This is a genomic window from Halorubrum rubrum, from assembly GCF_024494685.1.
Lineage (GTDB): Archaea > Halobacteriota > Halobacteria > Halobacteriales > Haloferacaceae > Halorubrum > Halorubrum rubrum.
This window is the reverse complement of the sequence record NZ_JANHDM010000001.1, coordinates 14,968-31,303: the sequence shown is the minus strand read 5'-3', so window position 1 is coordinate 31,303 and position 16,336 is coordinate 14,968. Positions and strand designations below refer to the sequence as shown.

Below are 16,336 nucleotides of genomic sequence, written 5' to 3'. Positions count from 1 at the left end.
CGGTGGCGCGCCTCCGAGCGGCCGGAGGCCGCGAGGAGCCCGCGAGGGACGCGGTGAGCACTCGGAGAGTGCGAACCGCGAGGCTGGGGAGGCGTGAGGTGCGGTTGCGGAGCGGTTAGGCGGGACTCAAATGGGCAGTCGCGATTCCCGCGAGCGTAGCGAGCGGGAAGTCGAGAGACGCAGTCTCTCGGAAGGACGAAGCACGGCGCAGCAAGGACCGAAAGGAGTGAGCGGAGCGAACGACTGAGGACCGTGGTTCGAGAGAGCGGAGCTCTCTCGTCATCACGAGACGGCTTCGCCGTCTCGAACGACAGCAAGCCGCGCGAGTCGTGCGAGGGCGACCGAAGGGAGCCCTCGACTGGCGAACGGCGAAGCCGTGAGCCCTCACGACTGGGGCTTTGGAGACGTTCTCCGCACCAGCAACGACACCGTTCTCATCACCTCGTTCTCCCCCGAAACACCCGTACCACTAGCACGCTCGATCTGACGGTCGTTTCGGACGAAAACGCATCCGAGAGCTAGGAACTCACTGAAGCCGATCCGCCGCGTCGAGCGCCGCCGACGGGAACAGGTCGTCCACGCTCGGGTCCGGATCGACGAGCCGGTAGGCGGTCCCGTCGCGCTCGAGGACGCCCGCGCGCTCCAGGTGGTCGAGGTGCGCGAACGCCTCGCCCGGCCCGTGGAGGATGTGGATATCCTCGAGGTCGCCGAACAGCGCCGCCGACACCTCCCAGGCGGTGGCCGGGCCGGACTCCAGGACGCCGATCACCCGCCGGGTGCGGTCGCGGTGGTGGTCGAGGATCTCCGCGGCCCGCCGGCTCGGTTCGTCGATACGCTCGCGGTGGCCCGGATACGCGGCGTCCCAGTCGCGCTCGACGATCCGCACGAGGCTGTCGGCGTAGGCGGCGAGCGGCTCCTCGACGCGGACGTCCGCCCCGCCGACGTTCGGGGTGTACCGCGGGAGCAGCGCGTCGCCGGTGAACGCCTCCGCCGGCGGGTTCGCGTCGTCGCCCTCTTCGTCGCTTCCCCCTCGCACGGGGTCGTGTCCCGGAACCGTCCGCGGGTCGAACGCGAACGCGCAGAGCCCCGCGGTGTGACCGGGAAGGTGGACGGTCTCCAGGAGGACCCCGCCGAGGTCGATCGTCTCGCCGTCCGTGATCGGCGTCACCGCGGCGTCGCGGCCGTAGATGTCGGTCCCCTCCGTCCCGAAGAACGCGGTTAGCCGCTCGCGGGCGTCCGCCGGCATCCCCCACCGCTCGAACGTCTCCCGCTGGGCCGCCGGGTCCCTCGCGAAGGGTCGCTCGCGCCCGTCGACGAGCGGCGCGTCCGCCTCGTGGACGTACACCGCCGCGCCGCCCGCATCCTGGATCTCGCCGGCCAGCCCGGCGTGATCGGGGTGCCAGTGCGTCAGCACCACCGCGTCGACGTCGGCGAACTCGACGCCGTGTTCCGCGAGCCCCGCCCGCAGGTCCGCGCGCACCGCCGGGACCGCGACGGCGGTGTCGACGAGGGTCGTCCGGTCCGCCTCGATCAGGTAGACGTCGTTCTCGCCCTCGAAGACGGTGTTCCCGAGCTGGATCCGTTTCACGTCCGTCGATCGGCGGGGCCCCTATTCAGGGTTGCTACCGCGCGCTCGAGCCGACGCGCCCGACCGCCCCCGCCGGACCGCGACGCCCTTTTGCTCGCGGCGGCCGACGCTCCGGTATGGAGTATCAACCCGGAGTCTGTAACATCGGGCCGACCCAGCGGCGGCGACGGCTCCTGCTCGGCGTCGTCTCGCTTCTGTCCGCGGTCGCCCTCGTCGCCGCGATCCTCGCCGTCGACTGGCCGCGCTGGACGCTGCTCTCCACGATATTCCCGCTGTACGGGGCGGCGATGGGGTACTTTCAACACCGCGAGCGGTTCTGCGTCGGCTTCGCCGGGGTCGGCGTCTTCGACGTGGGCGAGGGAACGGAACGGATCGACGATCCGGAGGCGCTCGCGGCCGACCGGAAACGTGCGGTTCGCTTGAACGTCAAGTCGCTCGCCGTCGGTGCTCTCGGCGCGCTGGCGATCTACGGCGTCGCGGTCGTCGGGCCGTGACTCACTCGAGGACGACCAGCGCGTCGCCCATGTCGACGCCGTCGCCCTCCGCGACGTGGACGCTCGCGACGGTTCCGCCGCGCTCGGCGACCACGTCGTTCTCCATCTTCATCGCCTCGAGGACGCAGACCACGTCGCCGGCGGCGACCTCATCGCCCTCCGCGACGGCCACGGAGAGGATCGTCCCCTGCATCTCCGCCTCGATCGCCTCGCCGCCCTCCGCGACGTCGACGCCGCCGGAGTCGTCACCCCCGTCGTCGGTCGCCTGCGGGGGTCGCCCGCGGCCGCCGCCCGCGGCGGATCCTCCGCCGGCGGAGGTCGGGATCGGCGGGGCACCGCGCTCCTCCAACTCAACCTGGAAGCGCTTACCGTTCACCTCGACGGTGAACTCGCGTTCGGTCACCTCCTCGTCCTCGTCGTCGCCCGCGGACGAGGGCTCCGTCCCCCAGCGCTCCTGCGCGTCGGCGATCAGGTCGGAATCGACCTCCTCGTCGAGGTACTTCGTCGTGTGCGTGCCAGCGAGGAACCGCTCGTCCGAGAGCATGAGCCGGTGGAACGGGACGATCGTGACGACTCCCTCCAGCTCGTACTCGGCGAGCGCGCGCCGCGAGCGGGCGAGGCACTCCTCGCGGTCCCGTCCCCACACGATCAGCTTCGCGATCATCGAGTCGTAGTCGGTGACGAGGTCGTCGCCCTGCCGGAGCGCGTCGTCGACGCGGACGCCGATCCCGCCCGGCGGGTCGTAGATGTCCAGGGAGCCCTCGCTGGCTGGCTGGAACCCCTCGGCGGCGTTCTCGGCGTTGATCCGGAACTCGATCGCGTGCCCCTCCAGTTCCACGTCCGCCTGCGTGATCGACAGGCCCTCGCCGCTCGCGACGCGGAGCTGCTCTTTGACGATGTCGACCCCCGTCAGCGCTTCAGTAACCGTATGTTCGACCTGGATCCGGGTGTTGACCTCGAGGAAGTAGAAGGGCGTCTCGGGGCCGAGCGGCTCGTCCGGGTCGCGGTCGGGGTCCTCCTCGACGAGGAACTCGACGGTCCCGGCGTTCGTGTAGTCGGCGGCGGCGACCCCGCGGCGAGCCGCCTCGCCGATCCGCTCTCGCAGCTCGTCGGAGAGGGCGGGCGAGGGCCCCTCCTCTATCACCTTCTGGTGACGGCGCTGGAGCGAGCAGTCGCGCTCGCCGAGGTGGACCACGTCGCTCCCGTCGGCGGGGTCGCCGCCGTCCCCGCCGTCCGCGTCGCCGGCGTCCTCCCCGTTCGAGCCGGCGTCCGCGACGACCTGGACCTCGACGTGCCGGGGCGTCTCGAGGTAGCGCTCGAGGTAGACGGAGTCGTTCGAGAAGTACGCCTCCCCCTCGCGTTTGGCGGACTCGAGGGCCTCCTCGGCCTCCTCCGGCGCCTCGACGATCTTCATCCCGCGGCCGCCGCCGCCCCCCTCGGCTTTGATCGCGATCGGGTAGCCGTGCTCCGCGCCGAACTCGCGGACGGCCTCGACGTCGGTGACTGGCTCCGTCGTCCCCGGCACGATCGGCACGCCCGCGTCGGCCATCGCTCGCCGGGCGTGGGTCTTCTCGCCGAGCCGCTCCATCGCGTCGCTCGCGGGGCCGATCCAGGTGATCCCCTCCGCCGCCTCGACGCGCGCCGCGAAGTCGGCGTTCTCCGCGAGGAAGCCGTAGCCGGGGTGGACCGCGTCGGCGTCGGCGGCGCGCGCGGCCTCGAGGACCGCCTCGCCGTCGAGGTAGGAGTCGGCCGCGCGGGCCGGCCCGACGTTGTACGCCTCGTCGGCGTAGCGGACGTGGCCGGCGTGTCTGTCCGCGTCGCTGTAGACGGCGACCGTCTCGACGCCCAGTTCCTCGCAGGCGCGCATCACGCGGACGGCGATCTCGCCGCGGTTCGCGACCAGTACCTTGTCGAACATTCCTGTCGACCCGTTCTCGGAAAGCGCACCTCATTCTGTCGGTCCGGGACGGTTAAGGGGCATCGAGCCCGGATCGTCGGATATGATCTCCGCAGGGAACCCCTACGTGTTGCCGTCGGTGCTCGTCGGCGCGGCCGTCTACCTCGCGCTCTCGGTCCTGACCGACGCCTCCGTGCTCGTCAGGGTCGGCGTCCTCGTCGCCATCGCCGGCGTCGTGCCGGTCGTCGTGAACCGGGTCGTCGGGGTGGTCCGCGGCGAGGACGCGGGAGACGTCGAGGTCGACCCCGCCGTCGACCCGGAGGAGTGAGGGAGGTAATCGACCGGTTCGGCGTCGACCGAGCCGCCTCCTCCGAGTTCAGAACCGGTCGAGCCGGCCGGCCGCCGCCCACGGCTCCGCGGGGGCGGTCTCCGGGACGCGGGCGCGGCGGCCCCGAACCGACTCCAGCCGGCCGGCGAACCCCCAGCGGTCGCCGCGCCACCCCGACTCGTCGTCCTCGGTCGCGGCGGCGTCCGCGGCGACCGCTCGGTCGCGGAGGTGCGCCCCGACCGCGACCGCGATGGCCGCGGCCTCCTCGTCGTCGGCGTCGTCGGGGATCCACAGGTCGCGTCCCGCGAGCGGATCCTCGGACGACGAGCCAGCCTCGCCGGCGGGCGAATCGGCCTCCCCGGACGACGAGCCGGCCTTTCCGGCGGGCGAGTCCGTCGCCATCTCAGATCGGGATGTTGCCGTGTTTCTTGTCGGGCTGTTCGCCGCGTTTCCCCGACAGCATCTCCAGGTCGTCGATCAGACGGGCGCGGGTCTCGGTCGGCTCGATCACGTCGTCGACGAAGCCGCGGTCGGCCGCGGTGTAGGGGTTCGCGAACTCCTCGCGGTACTCGTCGATGAGCTCCCGTCTGTGAGCCTCGGTGTCGTCTGCCGCCTCCAGCTCCTCGCGGTAGAGCACGTTCACGGCCCCCTTCGGCCCCATCACCGCGATCTCCGCGGTCGGCCAGGCGTAGTTGACGTCGCCGCCGATGTGTTTCGACGACATCACGCAGTAGGCCCCGCCGTACGCCTTCCGGGTGATCACGGTGAGAAGGGGAACCGTCGCCTCCGAGAACGCGTACAACAGCTTCGCGCCGTGGCGGATGATCCCGCCGTGCTCCTGGTCGGTACCGGGCATGAAACCAGGCACGTCCTCGAAGGTGAGGATGGGGACGTTGAACGCGTCACAGAACCGGACGAACCGCGCGGCCTTCTGGCTCGACTCGATGTCGAGCGTGCCGGCGTTGACCCGCGGGTTGTTAGCGACGATCCCCACCGAGCGCCCGTCGAGGCGGGCGAAGCCGACGACGACGTTCTTCGCGAAGTTCTCTTGGACCTCGAAGAAGGAGCCCTCGTCGACGACGCCGTCTATCACGTCGTGTATGTCGTAGGGCTTCCGCGGTGCGTCGGGGACGACCTCGGTTAGCTCCTCGTCGGCGCGCTCGGGGTCGTCCCACGGCTCGACGCGCGGCGGGTCCTCGACGTTGTTCTGCGGGAGGTACGAGAGCAGCCGGGCGATCCCGTCGAGAGCGTCCTCCTCGCTCTCCTCGGCGAAGTGGGCGACGCCGGAGGTGGCGGTGTGGGTGACCGCGCCGCCGAGCTCCTCGAAGCTCACCTCCTCGCCGGTGACGGTCTCGATGACGTCCGGGCCGGTGATGAACATGTGGGAGGTGTCCTTCACCATGAAGGTGAAGTCGGTGATGGCCGGCGAGTACACCGCGCCGCCGGCGCACGGCCCCATGATCGCCGAGATCTGCGGGACCACGCCGGACGCCTCCGTGTTGCGCCGGAAGATTTCCGCGAAGCCGCCGAGCGAGGCGACCCCCTCCTGGATGCGCGCGCCCGCCGAGTCGTTGAGCCCGATCACGGGCGCGCCCACGTCCATCGCCTTGTCCATCACCTTGCACACCTTCTCGGCGAACACCTCGCCGAGCGAGCCGCCGAAGACGGTGAAGTCGTGCGCGAACACGAACGTCTTCCGGCCGTTCACCTCGCCGTACCCCGTCACCACGCCGTCGCCGGGGAGCCGCTGTTCCTCCATGCCGAACGTGTGGTTCCGGTGGGTGCGAAAGCGGTCGAACTCGTGGAACGTGCCGTCGTCGAGGAAGTAGTCGATCCGCTCGCGGGCGGTCATCTTTCCCTTCTCGTGTTGGGAGGCGATGCGATCGTCGCCGCCGCCCTTCGCGGCCCGTTCGCGGCGCTCCCGCAGGTCCTCGATCCGGTCGTCCATCGTCACGCTGGACCACCCTGAGTCATTGGATCACGGGTCGGCGAGCGCCGTCAAAAGGGTTCCCCTATGCGACGACATTCGGGTTCGACGCACGTCGTACACCCCGTGAGCACGCGGTCCCCCGGCCGCGGGACGCGATCGGCCGTCCGGCCGTCACGGGGCCTGTCGCCGGTTCACACGGGGGCGGGTGCTTCGACGGTTTTAAGCGTCCGATGGGCCACTCTCCGATGAGACAGGCTTCGCCTGTTTCACTGACCCGTAGGAGCGACCTGCGTACTACGGAGGTGAAAATGGCAGACACAATACAAGAGGCCGTGACCCTCGCACTCGATGAGGCCCCCGAGCGGAACTTCCGCGAGACGGTGGACCTCGCCATCAACCTGCGAGACCTCGACCTCAACGATCCGTCGAATCGCGTCGACGAGTCCGTCGTGCTGCCGGCTGGAACTGGACAGGAGACACGCATCGTCGTCTTCGCGGAGGGCGAAACCGCCGTCCGCGCCGCCGAAGTCGCCGACGAGGTCCTCGACGGCGAGGACCTCGCCGACCTCGGAGACGACGACGACCGCGCGAAGGACCTGGCCGACGAGACCGACTTCTTCGTCGCGGAGGCCAACCTGATGCAGGACATCGGTCGGTACCTCGGTACCGTCCTCGGTCCGCGCGGCAAGATGCCGACTCCCCTACAGCCGGACGACGACATCGTCGAGACAGTAAACCGGATGAAGAACACGGTGCAGCTCCGATCGCGTGATCGGCGCACCTTCCACACGCGCGTCGGCGCGGAGGACATGGACGCCGAGGACATCTCGGGCAACATCGACGTCATCATCCGTCGTCTCGAGGCCGACCTCGAGAAGGGCCCGCTCAACATCGACGGGATCTACGTGAAGACCACGATGGGTCCCGCCAAGGAGGTGCCCGTATGAGCTCCGCCCGCAAGACCGAGACGATCCCGCAGTGGAAACGCGAGGAGGTCGACGAACTCGTCGAGTTCATCGACTCGTTCAACTCCGTCGGGATCGTCGGCGTCGCCGGCATCCCGAGCCGCCAGCTCCAAGCCATGCGTCGCGAGCTTCACGGTTCGGCGGACGTCCGGATGAGCCGCAACACGCTCACCGTCCGCGCGCTGGAGGAGGTCGACGAGGGCGTCGAGGAGCTGACCGGATACGTCTCGGGTCAGGTCGCGCTCATCGGAACCAACGACAACCCCTTCGGACTCTACAAGCAGCTCGAGGCGTCGAAGACGCCGGCCCCGATCAACGCGGGCGAGGTCGCCCCGAACGACGTCGTCATCCCCGAGGGTGACACCGGCGTCGATCCGGGACCGTTCGTCGGCGAGCTCCAGACCGTGGGCGCGGCGGCGCGCATCATGGACGGATCGATCAAGGTCACCGAGGACTCGAAGGTCCTCGAGGAGGGCGAGGTCGTCGACGACGACCTCGCGAACGTCCTGACCGAGCTCGGCATCGAGCCGAAGGAGGTCGGACTCGACCTGAAGGGCGTCTACTCCGAGGGCGTCCTCTTCGAGCCGGACGAGCTCGCCATCGACGTCGACGAGTACCGCGCGGACGTCCAGTCCGCCGCGGCCGCCGCGCGCAACCTCTCCGTCAACGCCGCCTACCCGACGGCCGCCACCGCCGGAACCCTTCTCGCGAAGGCGTCCGGCGAGGCGAAGTCGGTCGGGCTGTTCGCGGAGATCGAGAGCCCGGACGTCGTGCCCGACCTGATCGGGAAGGCCGACGCCCAGCTCCGCGCGCTCGCGGCACAGATCGACGACGAGGAGGCGCTCCCCGAGGAGCTCCAGGGCGTCGAAGCCACCCCGGATCCCGAGACGGACGACGCCGACGAGGAGGAGGAACAGGCGGACGAAGAGACGGAAGACGCCGAGGAGTCCACCGACGACGACGCCGATGACGACGGCGACGACGGCGGCGAGGGACTCGGCGCGATGTTCGGATAACACGAGGTTACACCAATGGAATACGTTTACGCTGCGCTCATCCTGAACGAGACCGACGAAGAGATCAACGAGGACAACATCACCGGCGTGCTGGAAGCCGCCGGCGTCGACGTCGAGGAGTCCCGCGTCAAGGCGCTCGTCGCCGCGCTGGAGGACGTCGACATCGAGGAGGCCATCGAGACGGCCGCCGCGGCCCCCGCCGCGGGCGCCGCCTCCGGCGGCTCCGCCGACGAGGCCGAGGAGGCCGACGACGGCGACGAGGCCGAGGCCGAGGAGGCCGACGACGAGGACGAGGACGAGGACGAGGACGAGGGTGACGGCGGCGAGGGTCTCGGCGAACTCTTCGGCTGAGTCCGCCCCCACACCGCTTCACCGCGTCGATCAACGGGGCGAGACCGCCCCGCAGTACCGCGTTTTTTCGACCACCTCGTTTCGCCGAGTGATAACCTCGCCCACGAGCTTTTATATCGGCTCGGGGAACCGATCGTCGAATGAAGATCGTCGACGGCGACAAAGCGGAGTGCGATCGGTGCGGGTCGGTCTTTCCGCTCGAGGCGGTGTCGCTCCTCGAGAAGGAGACGAACCGGGACTACGAGCGGGTGCTGTGTGCGGAGTGTCTCGACGCCGTCGGCGTCCCCAGGGGGTACTCGCTGCGTCGGGACATCACGCACCTCGGCCGATGACCGGCGTCGGTTTCCGGACCCGAGAGCGGAGCCGGTCTCACTCGGCGTCCGCGACGAACTCGACTCCCGTGATCTCGAAGCGCGCGCCGCCGGGCTCGCTTTCCGCGACCGCGATTCCCCAGCCGTGCGACTCGACGATCCGCTGGACGATTCGCAGTCCGAATCCGGTCCCGTCGCGCTGCGTCGAGTAGCCGGCGTCGAAGATCCGTTCGCGCTTCTCCGGCGGGATCCCCGGCCCGTCGTCCTCGAGGTAGATGCCCGTTCCGTCCGCGAGGACGCCCGCGACGACGGTCACCTCGTCGGCGCCGTGCTCGATCGAGTTTCGGATCAGGTTCTCGAAACACTGCCGGACGCGCCCGCGGTCCCCGCGGAGGGTGCCGTCGGTCGCCGTCCGGAGGGTCGCGCCGTCGGTGTCGACGGTCCCGCGGCAGTGATCGATCAGTGCCGACAGCCGGAGCGGCTCGAGGTCGACGTCGGCGTCGTCCTCCCTCGCCAGCCGGAGCAGGTCGTCGATCAGCGCCTCGATCCGGTCGAGCGCGTACTCGACGCGCTCCAAGTGCTCGCTCTCGACCCCGGCGTCGGCGAGGTCCGCACGGGCGAGATCAAGTCTCCCGGTCGCGACCGCGAGCGGGTTCCGGAGGTCGTGACTGACGACGCCGACGAACTCGTCGAGCCGCTCGTTCCGCTCCTCGAGCGCCCGCCCGCGGTCGACCTGCTCGAGCGCGGCGACGGCGTTTCCGGCCAGGATCCGGCCGAGCGTCACGTCGCGCTCGTCGAACGTCCCCGGATCGTGCGAGCCGGACACGAGGACGCCGTACTCGTCGAGCGGGAGGGTGAGCTGGCTCCGGATCGGCGTCTCCGGGTTGTGCGCGTCGGGGTCGGAGGGCACGTCCTCGACCGCCTCCGCCTCCCCGCGCTCGAAGACGCGCCAGACGATGCTCTCGCCGGGACCGTACGTCGGCGGCCCGCCCGCGAGGTTCAACGCGGCCGGCGTCGACGCTACCGGCTCGACCACGTTCGCGTCTGGGTCGTGGAGGTACACGGTGCTCGCCTCCAGCCCATGGATGTCGCTCGCGGCCGTGACGGCCACCTCCGCGACGCGCTCGCGGGTGGTCGCGGCGATGAGTCCGACGCTCGCCTCGTGGAGTGCCTCGAGCTGGCGGGCGTGTTCGGAGGCGAGCGTCTCGACGCTTCCCTCGATCGCTTCGCGAACGCACGCGGCGATCCGCGCGTCCCGGTCTCCGTCCTCGACCCCCGACGGCACGTACCTCGAAACCCCCGCCGCGACCGCCTCCGCCGCGACCGCCTCGCCGTCGGCTCCCGCCCTCGGGGCGAGGACGAACGGGAGCGGGCCGTGTGACTCTCGAACGGATTCCAGCAGCTCGATCCCGGTTCCGTCGGGGAGGTCGTGCGCGCTGACGACGCAGTCGATCCGTCCGGTTGCGAGCAGATCGACTGCCCCCTCGACCGTCCGTGCCGACCGCGGCGTCGCGTCGGGGAGCTCCCGTTTTACGGACGCCATCGCCCGCCCGAGGGAGTCCGGGTCGCCGTCGACACAGAGGACGTCCATGCCCTCTCGAACGACCAGTCAGGTAAAATACCTTTGCCGGGACGGGGCTACTCGTCCGAGCGGTACACGTCCTCGAGCTCCTCCTCGACGTGCGCGTGTTCGTCGGCCGGGAACTCGCCGCTCTCGACGGCCTCCCTGTACTCTCCGATGGCTCGCTCCATCTCGCCGCGGACGTCGCCGAACTGCCGGGAGAAGGGCGGGGACCACTCGCCGAGTCCGATCACGTCGTCGATCACGAGGACCTGCCCGTCGCAGTCCGGGCCCGCGCCGATCCCGATCGTCGGCGTCTCGAGCGCCTCCGTCACCGCGGCCGCGAGGTTGGACGGGACGTGTTCCAACACCAACGCGAACGCGCCCGCCTCCTCGTGGGCGCGGGCGAGGTCGAGGATCTCCGCCGCGGCCTCCTCGTCGGTTCCCTGCCGGATGTACCCGCCGAGCCGGTTGACGTGTTGGGGCGTGAGCCCGAGGTGCGCCATCACCGGGATGCCCACCTCCGTCATCCGCCGCGTGGTCTCGACGGTGTGCGGCCCGCTCTCGATCTTCACCGCGTCGGCGTCGGCCTCCTTGAGGAGCCCCCCGGCGTTGCGGACCGACTCCGCCTCCTCGAGTCCGAACGAGAGGAACGGCATGTCGGCGACGACGAGCGCGTCCTCGACCGCGCGCGCGACGGCGGCGGTCCGGGAGCGCACGTCCGCCATCGTCACCGGGAGCGTCGAGTCGTAGCCGAGGGCGGTGTTGCCCATGCTGTCGCCGACGAGGACGACGTCGATCCCCGCCTCGTCGACGACCGCCGCGGTCTGTGCGTCGTAGGCGGTGAGCATCGTGATCGGCTCCTCGCGGTCCCGGAGTCCCCGCGTCGTGGTCATCGATCGGCGGTCGTTCCCCGTCGGATTAAAACCGCCGGGATCCGAGGGGGACGGCGGCCGCCCCGTGGAGGCGTCCAGCGAGGGCGGCGTCGACCGCTCCGCGGGAGCGCTCCGCCGGAGCGGCGTCGACCGCCACCGATATGTCCGTCCGCTCCGGTAGCTCACCCGTGCAACCCGTCGAGGAGGTCGAAGTCGAGGGCGTCGACTACGGCTGGGTGATGCAGACGACGTTCGTCGTCACGATCCTCGTCGGGGCCCCGGTCGTCGCCGTACTCTCCCTTTTCGTCACGCTGGAGTCGTGGGGGGCCCGCGCCGCGTTCGCGGTCCGCGTCGGCGCGCCGATCTGGTTCCTCACGGCGGTCACGGTCGCGGTGTACGCGAGACGCACCGAGGCCGGCGACGGGTACTCCGATCCGGACGGCGACAGCGACGAGGAGTGACGGGAGGATCGGGTCAGTTCTGCGGCCCACTCTATCCTCGGGGTTCGTCGAGAGCCGATCGTTTTGTAGACATCTCGCGTGAAACAGCCGTCAGATCGCTCATGCTTGTAGTACGAGTGTTTCAGTAGAGATCGGGGTGATGAGAACGGGATCGTTATTGGGATGATGAAAATCTCCAAAGCCCCAGCCGCGAGGACTCGCGCGACTCGTTGCGCGCTTCAGTCACTCACTCCGTTCGTTCCTTCCAGTGCTTACGTCGTCGAGCTTCGTCCTCACGACTGCCCCTTTGAGCCCCGCCCGACCGCTACCGCCCCGCACCTCACGCCTCCCCAGCCTCGCCGCTCGCGCTTTCAGCGCTCGCGGCGTCCCTCGCGGTCGGGTTCGCGCCCTCCGGGCGCTCACCGGCACGCCACCGCACCGCGAATCTCTCGCTTCTTCACCTACATTGATCGATCCAGCGTGACTACTCGCCGAGCGCGTCGACGACGGAGACGAACGGGACGCCGGCGCGGTCGGCCGTCACCGCGTCGCTCTCGGAGTCGCCGACGAAGGCGGCGCGCTCCGGCTCGACGCCGAGCGCCTCGATCGCCGCGAGCAGCGACTCCGGCTCGGGCTTGTGCGTCTCGGCGGTGTCGCGGCCGACCACGGCGTCGACTGCCCCCTCCAGACCGTGGGTCTCGAGGGCGATCCGGCAGGCGTCCTCGCAGTTGAGCGAGCAGACCGCCGCGGGGTGGTCGTCGGCTCCGGCGGCGAGCCGCTCGCCGAGCGGCAGCAGGGCCGACTCGCGCGCCCCGGTCCGCTCGTGGTCGGCGATCGTCCCGTGGACGACGGCCTCGATCCCGTAGTCGGCGGCGGCGTCGAGCAGCGACCAGAGGTCGCCCGTCGGGGGAACCAGCGCGTTGGCGGCGTACGCGCCGACGACGTCGTCGGCGACGGCGTCCCAGTCGACCGCGAGTTCGAGGAGGGTGCCGTCGAGGTCGTACACGATCGCGTCGGCCGCGTCGAGGGCGGTCGTCATCGTGTGTCGAAGACGCCCCGAGCGATGACTTCCTTTTGGATCTCCGTCGTCCCCTCGTAGATCTCCGTGACCTTCGCGTCGCGGTAGAACCGTTCGACGTCGTACTCGCGGGTGTAGCCGTAGCCGCCGTGGATCTGGACCGCCTCGTTCGTGGTCGACATCGCGACCTCGCTCGCCCGGTACTTCGCCCGCGCGGCATCGACGCGGGCGTCCTCGCCCGCCTCCGCCTTCCTCGCCGCCTCCCGGACGAGCAGCCGCGCGGCGGCGACGTCTGTCGACATCTCCGCAACCTTGTGGCGGACGGACTGGACCTCCGAGAGCCGGTCACCGAACCCCTCCCGCTCCGTGGCGTACTCGCGTGCCGCCTCGAGGGCGGCCCGCGCGACCCCCACGGCCTGCGCCGCGATGCCGATCCGCCCGCCGGTCAGGACCTCCAGCGCGGCCGCGAGCCCCCGTCCCTCCGGAGTCAGCCGGTTCGCCGCCGGCACCCGACAGCCGTCGAAGGTGATCGGCGTCGTGTCGGAGGCGCGCAGGCCGAGCTTCTCCTCTTTCGGGCCGACCGCGAACCCCTCGGCGTCCGTCGGGACGAGGAACTGGGTGATCGAGTCGGGGTCGTCGGGGTCCACCTTCGCGAAGACGACCGCGACGCCCGCCCGCGAACCGTTCGTGATCCACTGTTTCTCGCCGTTCAGGACGTACTCGTCCGCCTCCGGGTCGTGCTCGGCGGTCGTCGCCATCGCCGCCGGGTTCGACCCCGCGTGCGGCTCCGAGAGACAGAACGCCCCGACGGGCCGCCCCTCGGCCATCGCGGGGAGCCACCGCTCCCGCTGGGGTTCCGTGGCGAACTCGGCGAGGCAGGCGGTCACGAGACAGTGGACGGAGAGGGCGGTCGCGACCGCGAGCGACCCGTGTGCCAGCTCCTCGTTGACGACGGCGTACGTCGTCTCGTCGGCGTCGAACCCGCCGTACTCTTCGGGGACGGTGAGCCCGGCGAGCCCGAGTTCCGCGAGCCCGTCCCACACGTCCTCGGGGAACGCCCCCGTCTCGTCCGCCTCCCGAGCGGTGGGCCGGACCTCGTCGGCCGCGAACTCGCGAACGAGGTCGCGGACCGCCCGCTGTTCGTCGGTGAGCGCCGAGCCGACGCGCGCGCCGGTCATGGCCCGACGTTCGACGCCGCCGGGCAAAAGTGCGCGGGGAAACGGGCGTTCCGTGGGCGCGACCGAGTCACTCCCAGAGCCGGTACAGCTCGTCGCGCGGCGGCTCGCGGATCGCCTCCCCGTCGAGGAGGAGGGTGCCGGCCGACTCACCGTCGGGCTCCGTTCCCGGCTCGCGGACCGTCCCGATCTCGGCGGCGTCGATCCCCTCGTGGTCGTCCCCGGCGGCCGCGAGCGCGTCGAGCGCCCCGTCGACCCGTCCGGGTGGAATCGCCGCGAGCAGCGCGCCCGAGCCGAACGCGCGGAGCGGGTCGACTCCGAGCGCGTCACAGCAGGTGCGCGTCTCCGGGCGGATCGGTACCCGATCGCGGTCGACCTCGAGGACCGTCCCGCCGGCCGTCGCGAGTTCGACGAGCGCGCCCGCGACGCCGCCCTCCGTCGGGTCGTGCGCCGCGGTCGCGAACTCCCGGACTGCGGCGGCGTCGGGGACGACGCTCACCTCCTCGAGGAACCGCGCGGCCGACTCGAGCGTCCCCGCGGGGACGCCCGCGTCCGCACACGCCTCGCGGAAGTCGGTCGCGAGGATCGCGGTCGCCTCGATCCCCGCGCCCTTCGTGAGCAGCAGTCGGTCGCCGGGCGACGCGCCCCCGGTGGAGAGGAAGCGGTCGGTCGTCCCGAGCGCCGTCATCGAGAGCAGCGGGCGCTCCAGCGCGGGCACCGTCTCGGTGTGGCCGCCGACGACCGCGGCCCCGACGTCGGTCGCCGCCGCGTCGACCTGGCTCGCGATCGCCTCCAGGCGGTCGGGATCGGCGTCGGGGACGAGGACGGTGTTCGTCAGCCACCGCGGGTCCGCGCCGCTCGCGGCGACGTCGTTACAGGCGACGTGGACCGCGAGCCGCCCGACCGCGTCGGTCGCCAGCGACAGCGGGTCGGTCGCGACGACGAGCGTCCGGTCGCCGAGATCGATCGCGGCCGCGTCCTCGCCGTAGGCGGGCCCGACCGAGACCGCCGGGTCCGCCGCGCCCGTGGCCGCGAGCAGGTCCTCGAGGGCGTCCGGCGGGACCTTTCCGGTCATCGACTCCGGAGCCACCCGACGACATCGTCGGGGTCGGCGTCGAGTCCGCCGCCCTGCGCGAACGTCGGCCCGCCGCCCCCGCCGCCGCCGAACTCGTCCGTGACCGCCCCGACGACCGCGCCGGCGTCCGCGTCGGAATCGGGCGCGGCCGCGACGACGACGAACGGCGAGCCTCCCGTCCCGACCGCCGCGAGCGCGTCGATCGAATCGGTCGACTCGAGCAGAGCCTCCGCGGGCTCCCGGAGGTCGTTCGGATCGGCGTCCGCGACGGTCCCGACCGCCCACGCGACCCCGTCGGCCTCGGTCGTCGGGAACTCGCCGAGTCGGGCGCGGAGGAGGTCGGATCGTGTATCGCGGAGTGCCGAATCGAGCCGGTCGAGTTCCCCGCGGAGCCGCCGGACCTCCTCCGGAAGGTCCTCGACGTTGGTGTCGGCGGCGGCGGCCGCCTCCAGCGCGGCGGAGTGGATCGCGGCCCCGCGATCGATCGCGGTCGGCCCGACCGCGAACTCGACGCGGGTCACGCCCTCGCCGGGGTTCGACCGGTCGAGCGCCGTGATCTGGCCGATCTCGGCGGTGTTCTCGACGTGGGTGCCCCCGCAGGCGGCCACGTCCCAGTCCTCGACGGTGACGACGCGGACCGACTCGCCGCCGCTCATCGCGCCCTCCTCCGTCTTGGTGTTGAACGCGATCCCGTCGCGGTCGCGCGCCTCCGCCTCGGGAAGCACCTCCCACGAGACCGGCCGAGAGTCCCACACCGCCCGGTTCGCGAGCCGCTCGAGCTCGACGAGGTCGTCGTCGCCGAGCGGCTCTGCGGTCGTCAGGTCGACGCGAACCTTCTCCGGCGAGATGTCGAATCCGGCGTACCCGAGGTCCTCACAGGTCCGGCGGGCCGCACCGTAGAGGACGTGCGAGGCGGTGTGTGCGCGCATACAGTACGTCCGGAAGTCGTCGTCGACGACGCCCGTCACGACCTCGCCCGACTCCACTTCTCTCTCACTTCCGGCGGAAGGGTCCTCCGCGAGGACGTGGACGACCTCGCCGTCGCGCTCGGTCACGTCGTCGACGAGGACGCCCGCGACGGTGCCGCGGTCGGCCGGCTGACCGCCCGATTCGGGATAGAAGTACGTCTCCGCCAGCACGACCTCGCGGCCGTCGAGGCGTTCGACCGTCGACTCGAACTCGCGAACCGCCGGCTCCGCCGGCGCGCGTGATGCCGTCATGGACGGGTCGTCGTCGCGGTCGGGTAAATAGGTGGTCGGTCGCTCTCGTCGATCCAGCCGCTATCGGCACGCCCGACGTGTCTCACTCGTCG

General features: G+C 71.0%; 17 protein-coding genes. 7 read left to right on the top strand and 10 right to left on the bottom strand.

The window, feature by feature from the left end:
* Positions 1–526: 526 nt before the first annotated feature.
* Positions 527–1,588 (bottom strand): MBL fold metallo-hydrolase, encoded by a 1,062-nt coding sequence (locus NO889_RS00155; RefSeq protein WP_256410238.1) that lies wholly within the window; start codon positions 1,586–1,588, stop codon positions 527–529.
* Between the two features lie 116 nt (positions 1,589–1,704).
* Here NO889_RS00155 and NO889_RS00150 point away from each other — a divergent pair, with 116 nt between their 5' ends.
* Entirely contained in the window at positions 1,705–2,082 is a 378-nt protein-coding gene (locus tag NO889_RS00150; protein ID WP_256410237.1) for a hypothetical protein, read from the top strand.
* Position 2,083: 1 nt separating this feature from the next.
* On the opposite strand, the gene NO889_RS00145 is transcribed toward NO889_RS00150, so the two are convergent.
* Positions 2,084–4,000, bottom strand: a complete 1,917-nt coding sequence (locus tag NO889_RS00145; RefSeq protein ID WP_256410236.1) for an ATP-binding protein — start codon at positions 3,998–4,000, stop codon at positions 2,084–2,086.
* Positions 4,001–4,082: 82 nt separating this feature from the next.
* Here NO889_RS00145 and NO889_RS00140 point away from each other — a divergent pair, with 82 nt between their 5' ends.
* Positions 4,083–4,307, top strand: a complete 225-nt coding sequence (locus NO889_RS00140) for a DUF7987 family protein (protein ID WP_256410235.1) — start codon at positions 4,083–4,085, stop codon at positions 4,305–4,307.
* A 48-nt stretch (positions 4,308–4,355) separates the two neighbouring features.
* Here NO889_RS00140 and NO889_RS00135 read toward each other — a convergent pair whose 3' ends face one another.
* Positions 4,356–4,709, bottom strand: a complete 354-nt coding sequence (locus NO889_RS00135; protein ID WP_256410234.1) for a DUF8022 family protein — start codon at positions 4,707–4,709, stop codon at positions 4,356–4,358.
* 1 nt (position 4,710) lies between these two features.
* Positions 4,711–6,255, bottom strand: a complete 1,545-nt coding sequence (locus NO889_RS00130; RefSeq protein WP_256410233.1) for an acyl-CoA carboxylase subunit beta — start codon at positions 6,253–6,255, stop codon at positions 4,711–4,713.
* A 290-nt stretch (positions 6,256–6,545) separates the two neighbouring features.
* Here NO889_RS00130 and NO889_RS00125 point away from each other — a divergent pair, with 290 nt between their 5' ends.
* The 4 genes from NO889_RS00125 (at position 6,546) to NO889_RS00110 (ending at position 8,901) form a co-directional block, all read left to right on the top strand.
* Positions 6,546–7,184, top strand: coding sequence for a 50S ribosomal protein L1 (locus tag NO889_RS00125; protein WP_256410232.1), 639 nt, complete (start codon positions 6,546–6,548; stop codon positions 7,182–7,184).
* A complete protein-coding gene (locus NO889_RS00120) occupies positions 7,181–8,218 on the top strand; it encodes a 50S ribosomal protein L10 (RefSeq protein ID WP_256410231.1) in 1,038 nt (345 codons plus the stop codon). Before NO889_RS00125 ends, NO889_RS00120 begins: the two co-directional genes overlap by 4 nt.
* Before the next feature lie 15 nt (positions 8,219–8,233).
* Positions 8,234–8,569, top strand: a complete 336-nt coding sequence (rpl12p, locus tag NO889_RS00115) for a 50S ribosomal protein P1 (protein WP_256410230.1) — start codon at positions 8,234–8,236, stop codon at positions 8,567–8,569.
* A gap of 140 nt (positions 8,570–8,709) precedes the next feature.
* On the top strand, positions 8,710–8,901 hold the full coding sequence (locus tag NO889_RS00110) for a hypothetical protein (RefSeq protein ID WP_256410229.1): 192 nt from the start codon (positions 8,710–8,712) through the stop codon (positions 8,899–8,901).
* 37 nt (positions 8,902–8,938) lie between these two features.
* On the opposite strand, the gene NO889_RS00105 is transcribed toward NO889_RS00110, so the two are convergent.
* Positions 8,939–10,471 (bottom strand): ATP-binding response regulator, encoded by a 1,533-nt coding sequence (locus tag NO889_RS00105; protein WP_256410228.1) that lies wholly within the window; start codon positions 10,469–10,471, stop codon positions 8,939–8,941.
* Between the two features lie 47 nt (positions 10,472–10,518).
* Positions 10,519–11,337 carry a 3-methyl-2-oxobutanoate hydroxymethyltransferase gene (panB, locus tag NO889_RS00100; protein WP_256410227.1) on the bottom strand — a complete coding sequence of 273 codons (819 nt, stop codon included), beginning with the start codon at positions 11,335–11,337 and terminating at the stop codon, positions 10,519–10,521.
* 167 nt (positions 11,338–11,504) lie between these two features.
* Here panB and NO889_RS00095 point away from each other — a divergent pair, with 167 nt between their 5' ends.
* Positions 11,505–11,777 carry a DUF5822 domain-containing protein gene (locus NO889_RS00095; RefSeq protein WP_256410226.1) on the top strand — a complete coding sequence of 91 codons (273 nt, stop codon included), beginning with the start codon at positions 11,505–11,507 and terminating at the stop codon, positions 11,775–11,777.
* Positions 11,778–12,240: 463 nt separating this feature from the next.
* Here NO889_RS00095 and NO889_RS00090 read toward each other — a convergent pair whose 3' ends face one another.
* From NO889_RS00090 to NO889_RS00075, 4 genes are all read right to left on the bottom strand, one after another.
* Positions 12,241–12,795: an HAD family hydrolase gene (locus NO889_RS00090; protein WP_256410225.1), complete on the bottom strand. Its 555-nt coding sequence runs from the start codon at positions 12,793–12,795 to the stop codon at positions 12,241–12,243.
* Positions 12,792–13,952, bottom strand: coding sequence for an acyl-CoA dehydrogenase family protein (locus tag NO889_RS00085; RefSeq protein WP_256410224.1), 1,161 nt, complete (start codon positions 13,950–13,952; stop codon positions 12,792–12,794). Before NO889_RS00085 ends, NO889_RS00090 begins: the two co-directional genes overlap by 4 nt.
* A gap of 67 nt (positions 13,953–14,019) precedes the next feature.
* Complete coding sequence (locus NO889_RS00080; protein ID WP_256410223.1) at positions 14,020–15,024, bottom strand: AIR synthase family protein; 1,005 nt, start codon at positions 15,022–15,024, stop codon at positions 14,020–14,022.
* Positions 15,021–16,244, bottom strand: a complete 1,224-nt coding sequence (locus tag NO889_RS00075; RefSeq protein ID WP_256410222.1) for an alanyl-tRNA editing protein — start codon at positions 16,242–16,244, stop codon at positions 15,021–15,023. Before NO889_RS00075 ends, NO889_RS00080 begins: the two co-directional genes overlap by 4 nt.
* Positions 16,245–16,336 lie beyond the last annotated feature (92 nt).

What these genes read in the sequence shown, in the direction of transcription:
- NO889_RS00150 (WP_256410237.1), top strand. Translation starts at nt 1,705, where the DNA reads ATGGAGTATCAACCCGGAGTCTGTAACATCGGGCCGACCCAGCGGCGG.
- NO889_RS00145 (WP_256410236.1), bottom strand. Translation starts at nt 4,000, where the DNA reads ATGTTCGACAAGGTACTGGTCGCGAACCGCGGCGAGATCGCCGTCCGC.
- NO889_RS00140 (WP_256410235.1), top strand. Translation starts at nt 4,083, where the DNA reads ATGATCTCCGCAGGGAACCCCTACGTGTTGCCGTCGGTGCTCGTCGGC.
- NO889_RS00135 (WP_256410234.1), bottom strand. Translation starts at nt 4,709, where the DNA reads ATGGCGACGGACTCGCCCGCCGGAAAGGCCGGCTCGTCGTCCGGGGAG.
- NO889_RS00130 (WP_256410233.1), bottom strand. Translation starts at nt 6,255, where the DNA reads ATGGACGACCGGATCGAGGACCTGCGGGAGCGCCGCGAACGGGCCGCG.
- NO889_RS00125 (WP_256410232.1), top strand. Translation starts at nt 6,546, where the DNA reads ATGGCAGACACAATACAAGAGGCCGTGACCCTCGCACTCGATGAGGCC.
- NO889_RS00120 (WP_256410231.1), top strand. Translation starts at nt 7,181, where the DNA reads ATGAGCTCCGCCCGCAAGACCGAGACGATCCCGCAGTGGAAACGCGAG.
- rpl12p (WP_256410230.1), top strand. Translation starts at nt 8,234, where the DNA reads ATGGAATACGTTTACGCTGCGCTCATCCTGAACGAGACCGACGAAGAG.
- NO889_RS00110 (WP_256410229.1), top strand. Translation starts at nt 8,710, where the DNA reads ATGAAGATCGTCGACGGCGACAAAGCGGAGTGCGATCGGTGCGGGTCG.
- NO889_RS00105 (WP_256410228.1), bottom strand. Translation starts at nt 10,471, where the DNA reads ATGGACGTCCTCTGTGTCGACGGCGACCCGGACTCCCTCGGGCGGGCG.
- panB (WP_256410227.1), bottom strand. Translation starts at nt 11,337, where the DNA reads ATGACCACGACGCGGGGACTCCGGGACCGCGAGGAGCCGATCACGATG.
- NO889_RS00090 (WP_256410225.1), bottom strand. Translation starts at nt 12,795, where the DNA reads ATGACGACCGCCCTCGACGCGGCCGACGCGATCGTGTACGACCTCGAC.
- NO889_RS00085 (WP_256410224.1), bottom strand. Translation starts at nt 13,952, where the DNA reads ATGACCGGCGCGCGCGTCGGCTCGGCGCTCACCGACGAACAGCGGGCG.
- NO889_RS00080 (WP_256410223.1), bottom strand. Translation starts at nt 15,024, where the DNA reads ATGACCGGAAAGGTCCCGCCGGACGCCCTCGAGGACCTGCTCGCGGCC.
- NO889_RS00075 (WP_256410222.1), bottom strand. Translation starts at nt 16,244, where the DNA reads ATGACGGCATCACGCGCGCCGGCGGAGCCGGCGGTTCGCGAGTTCGAG.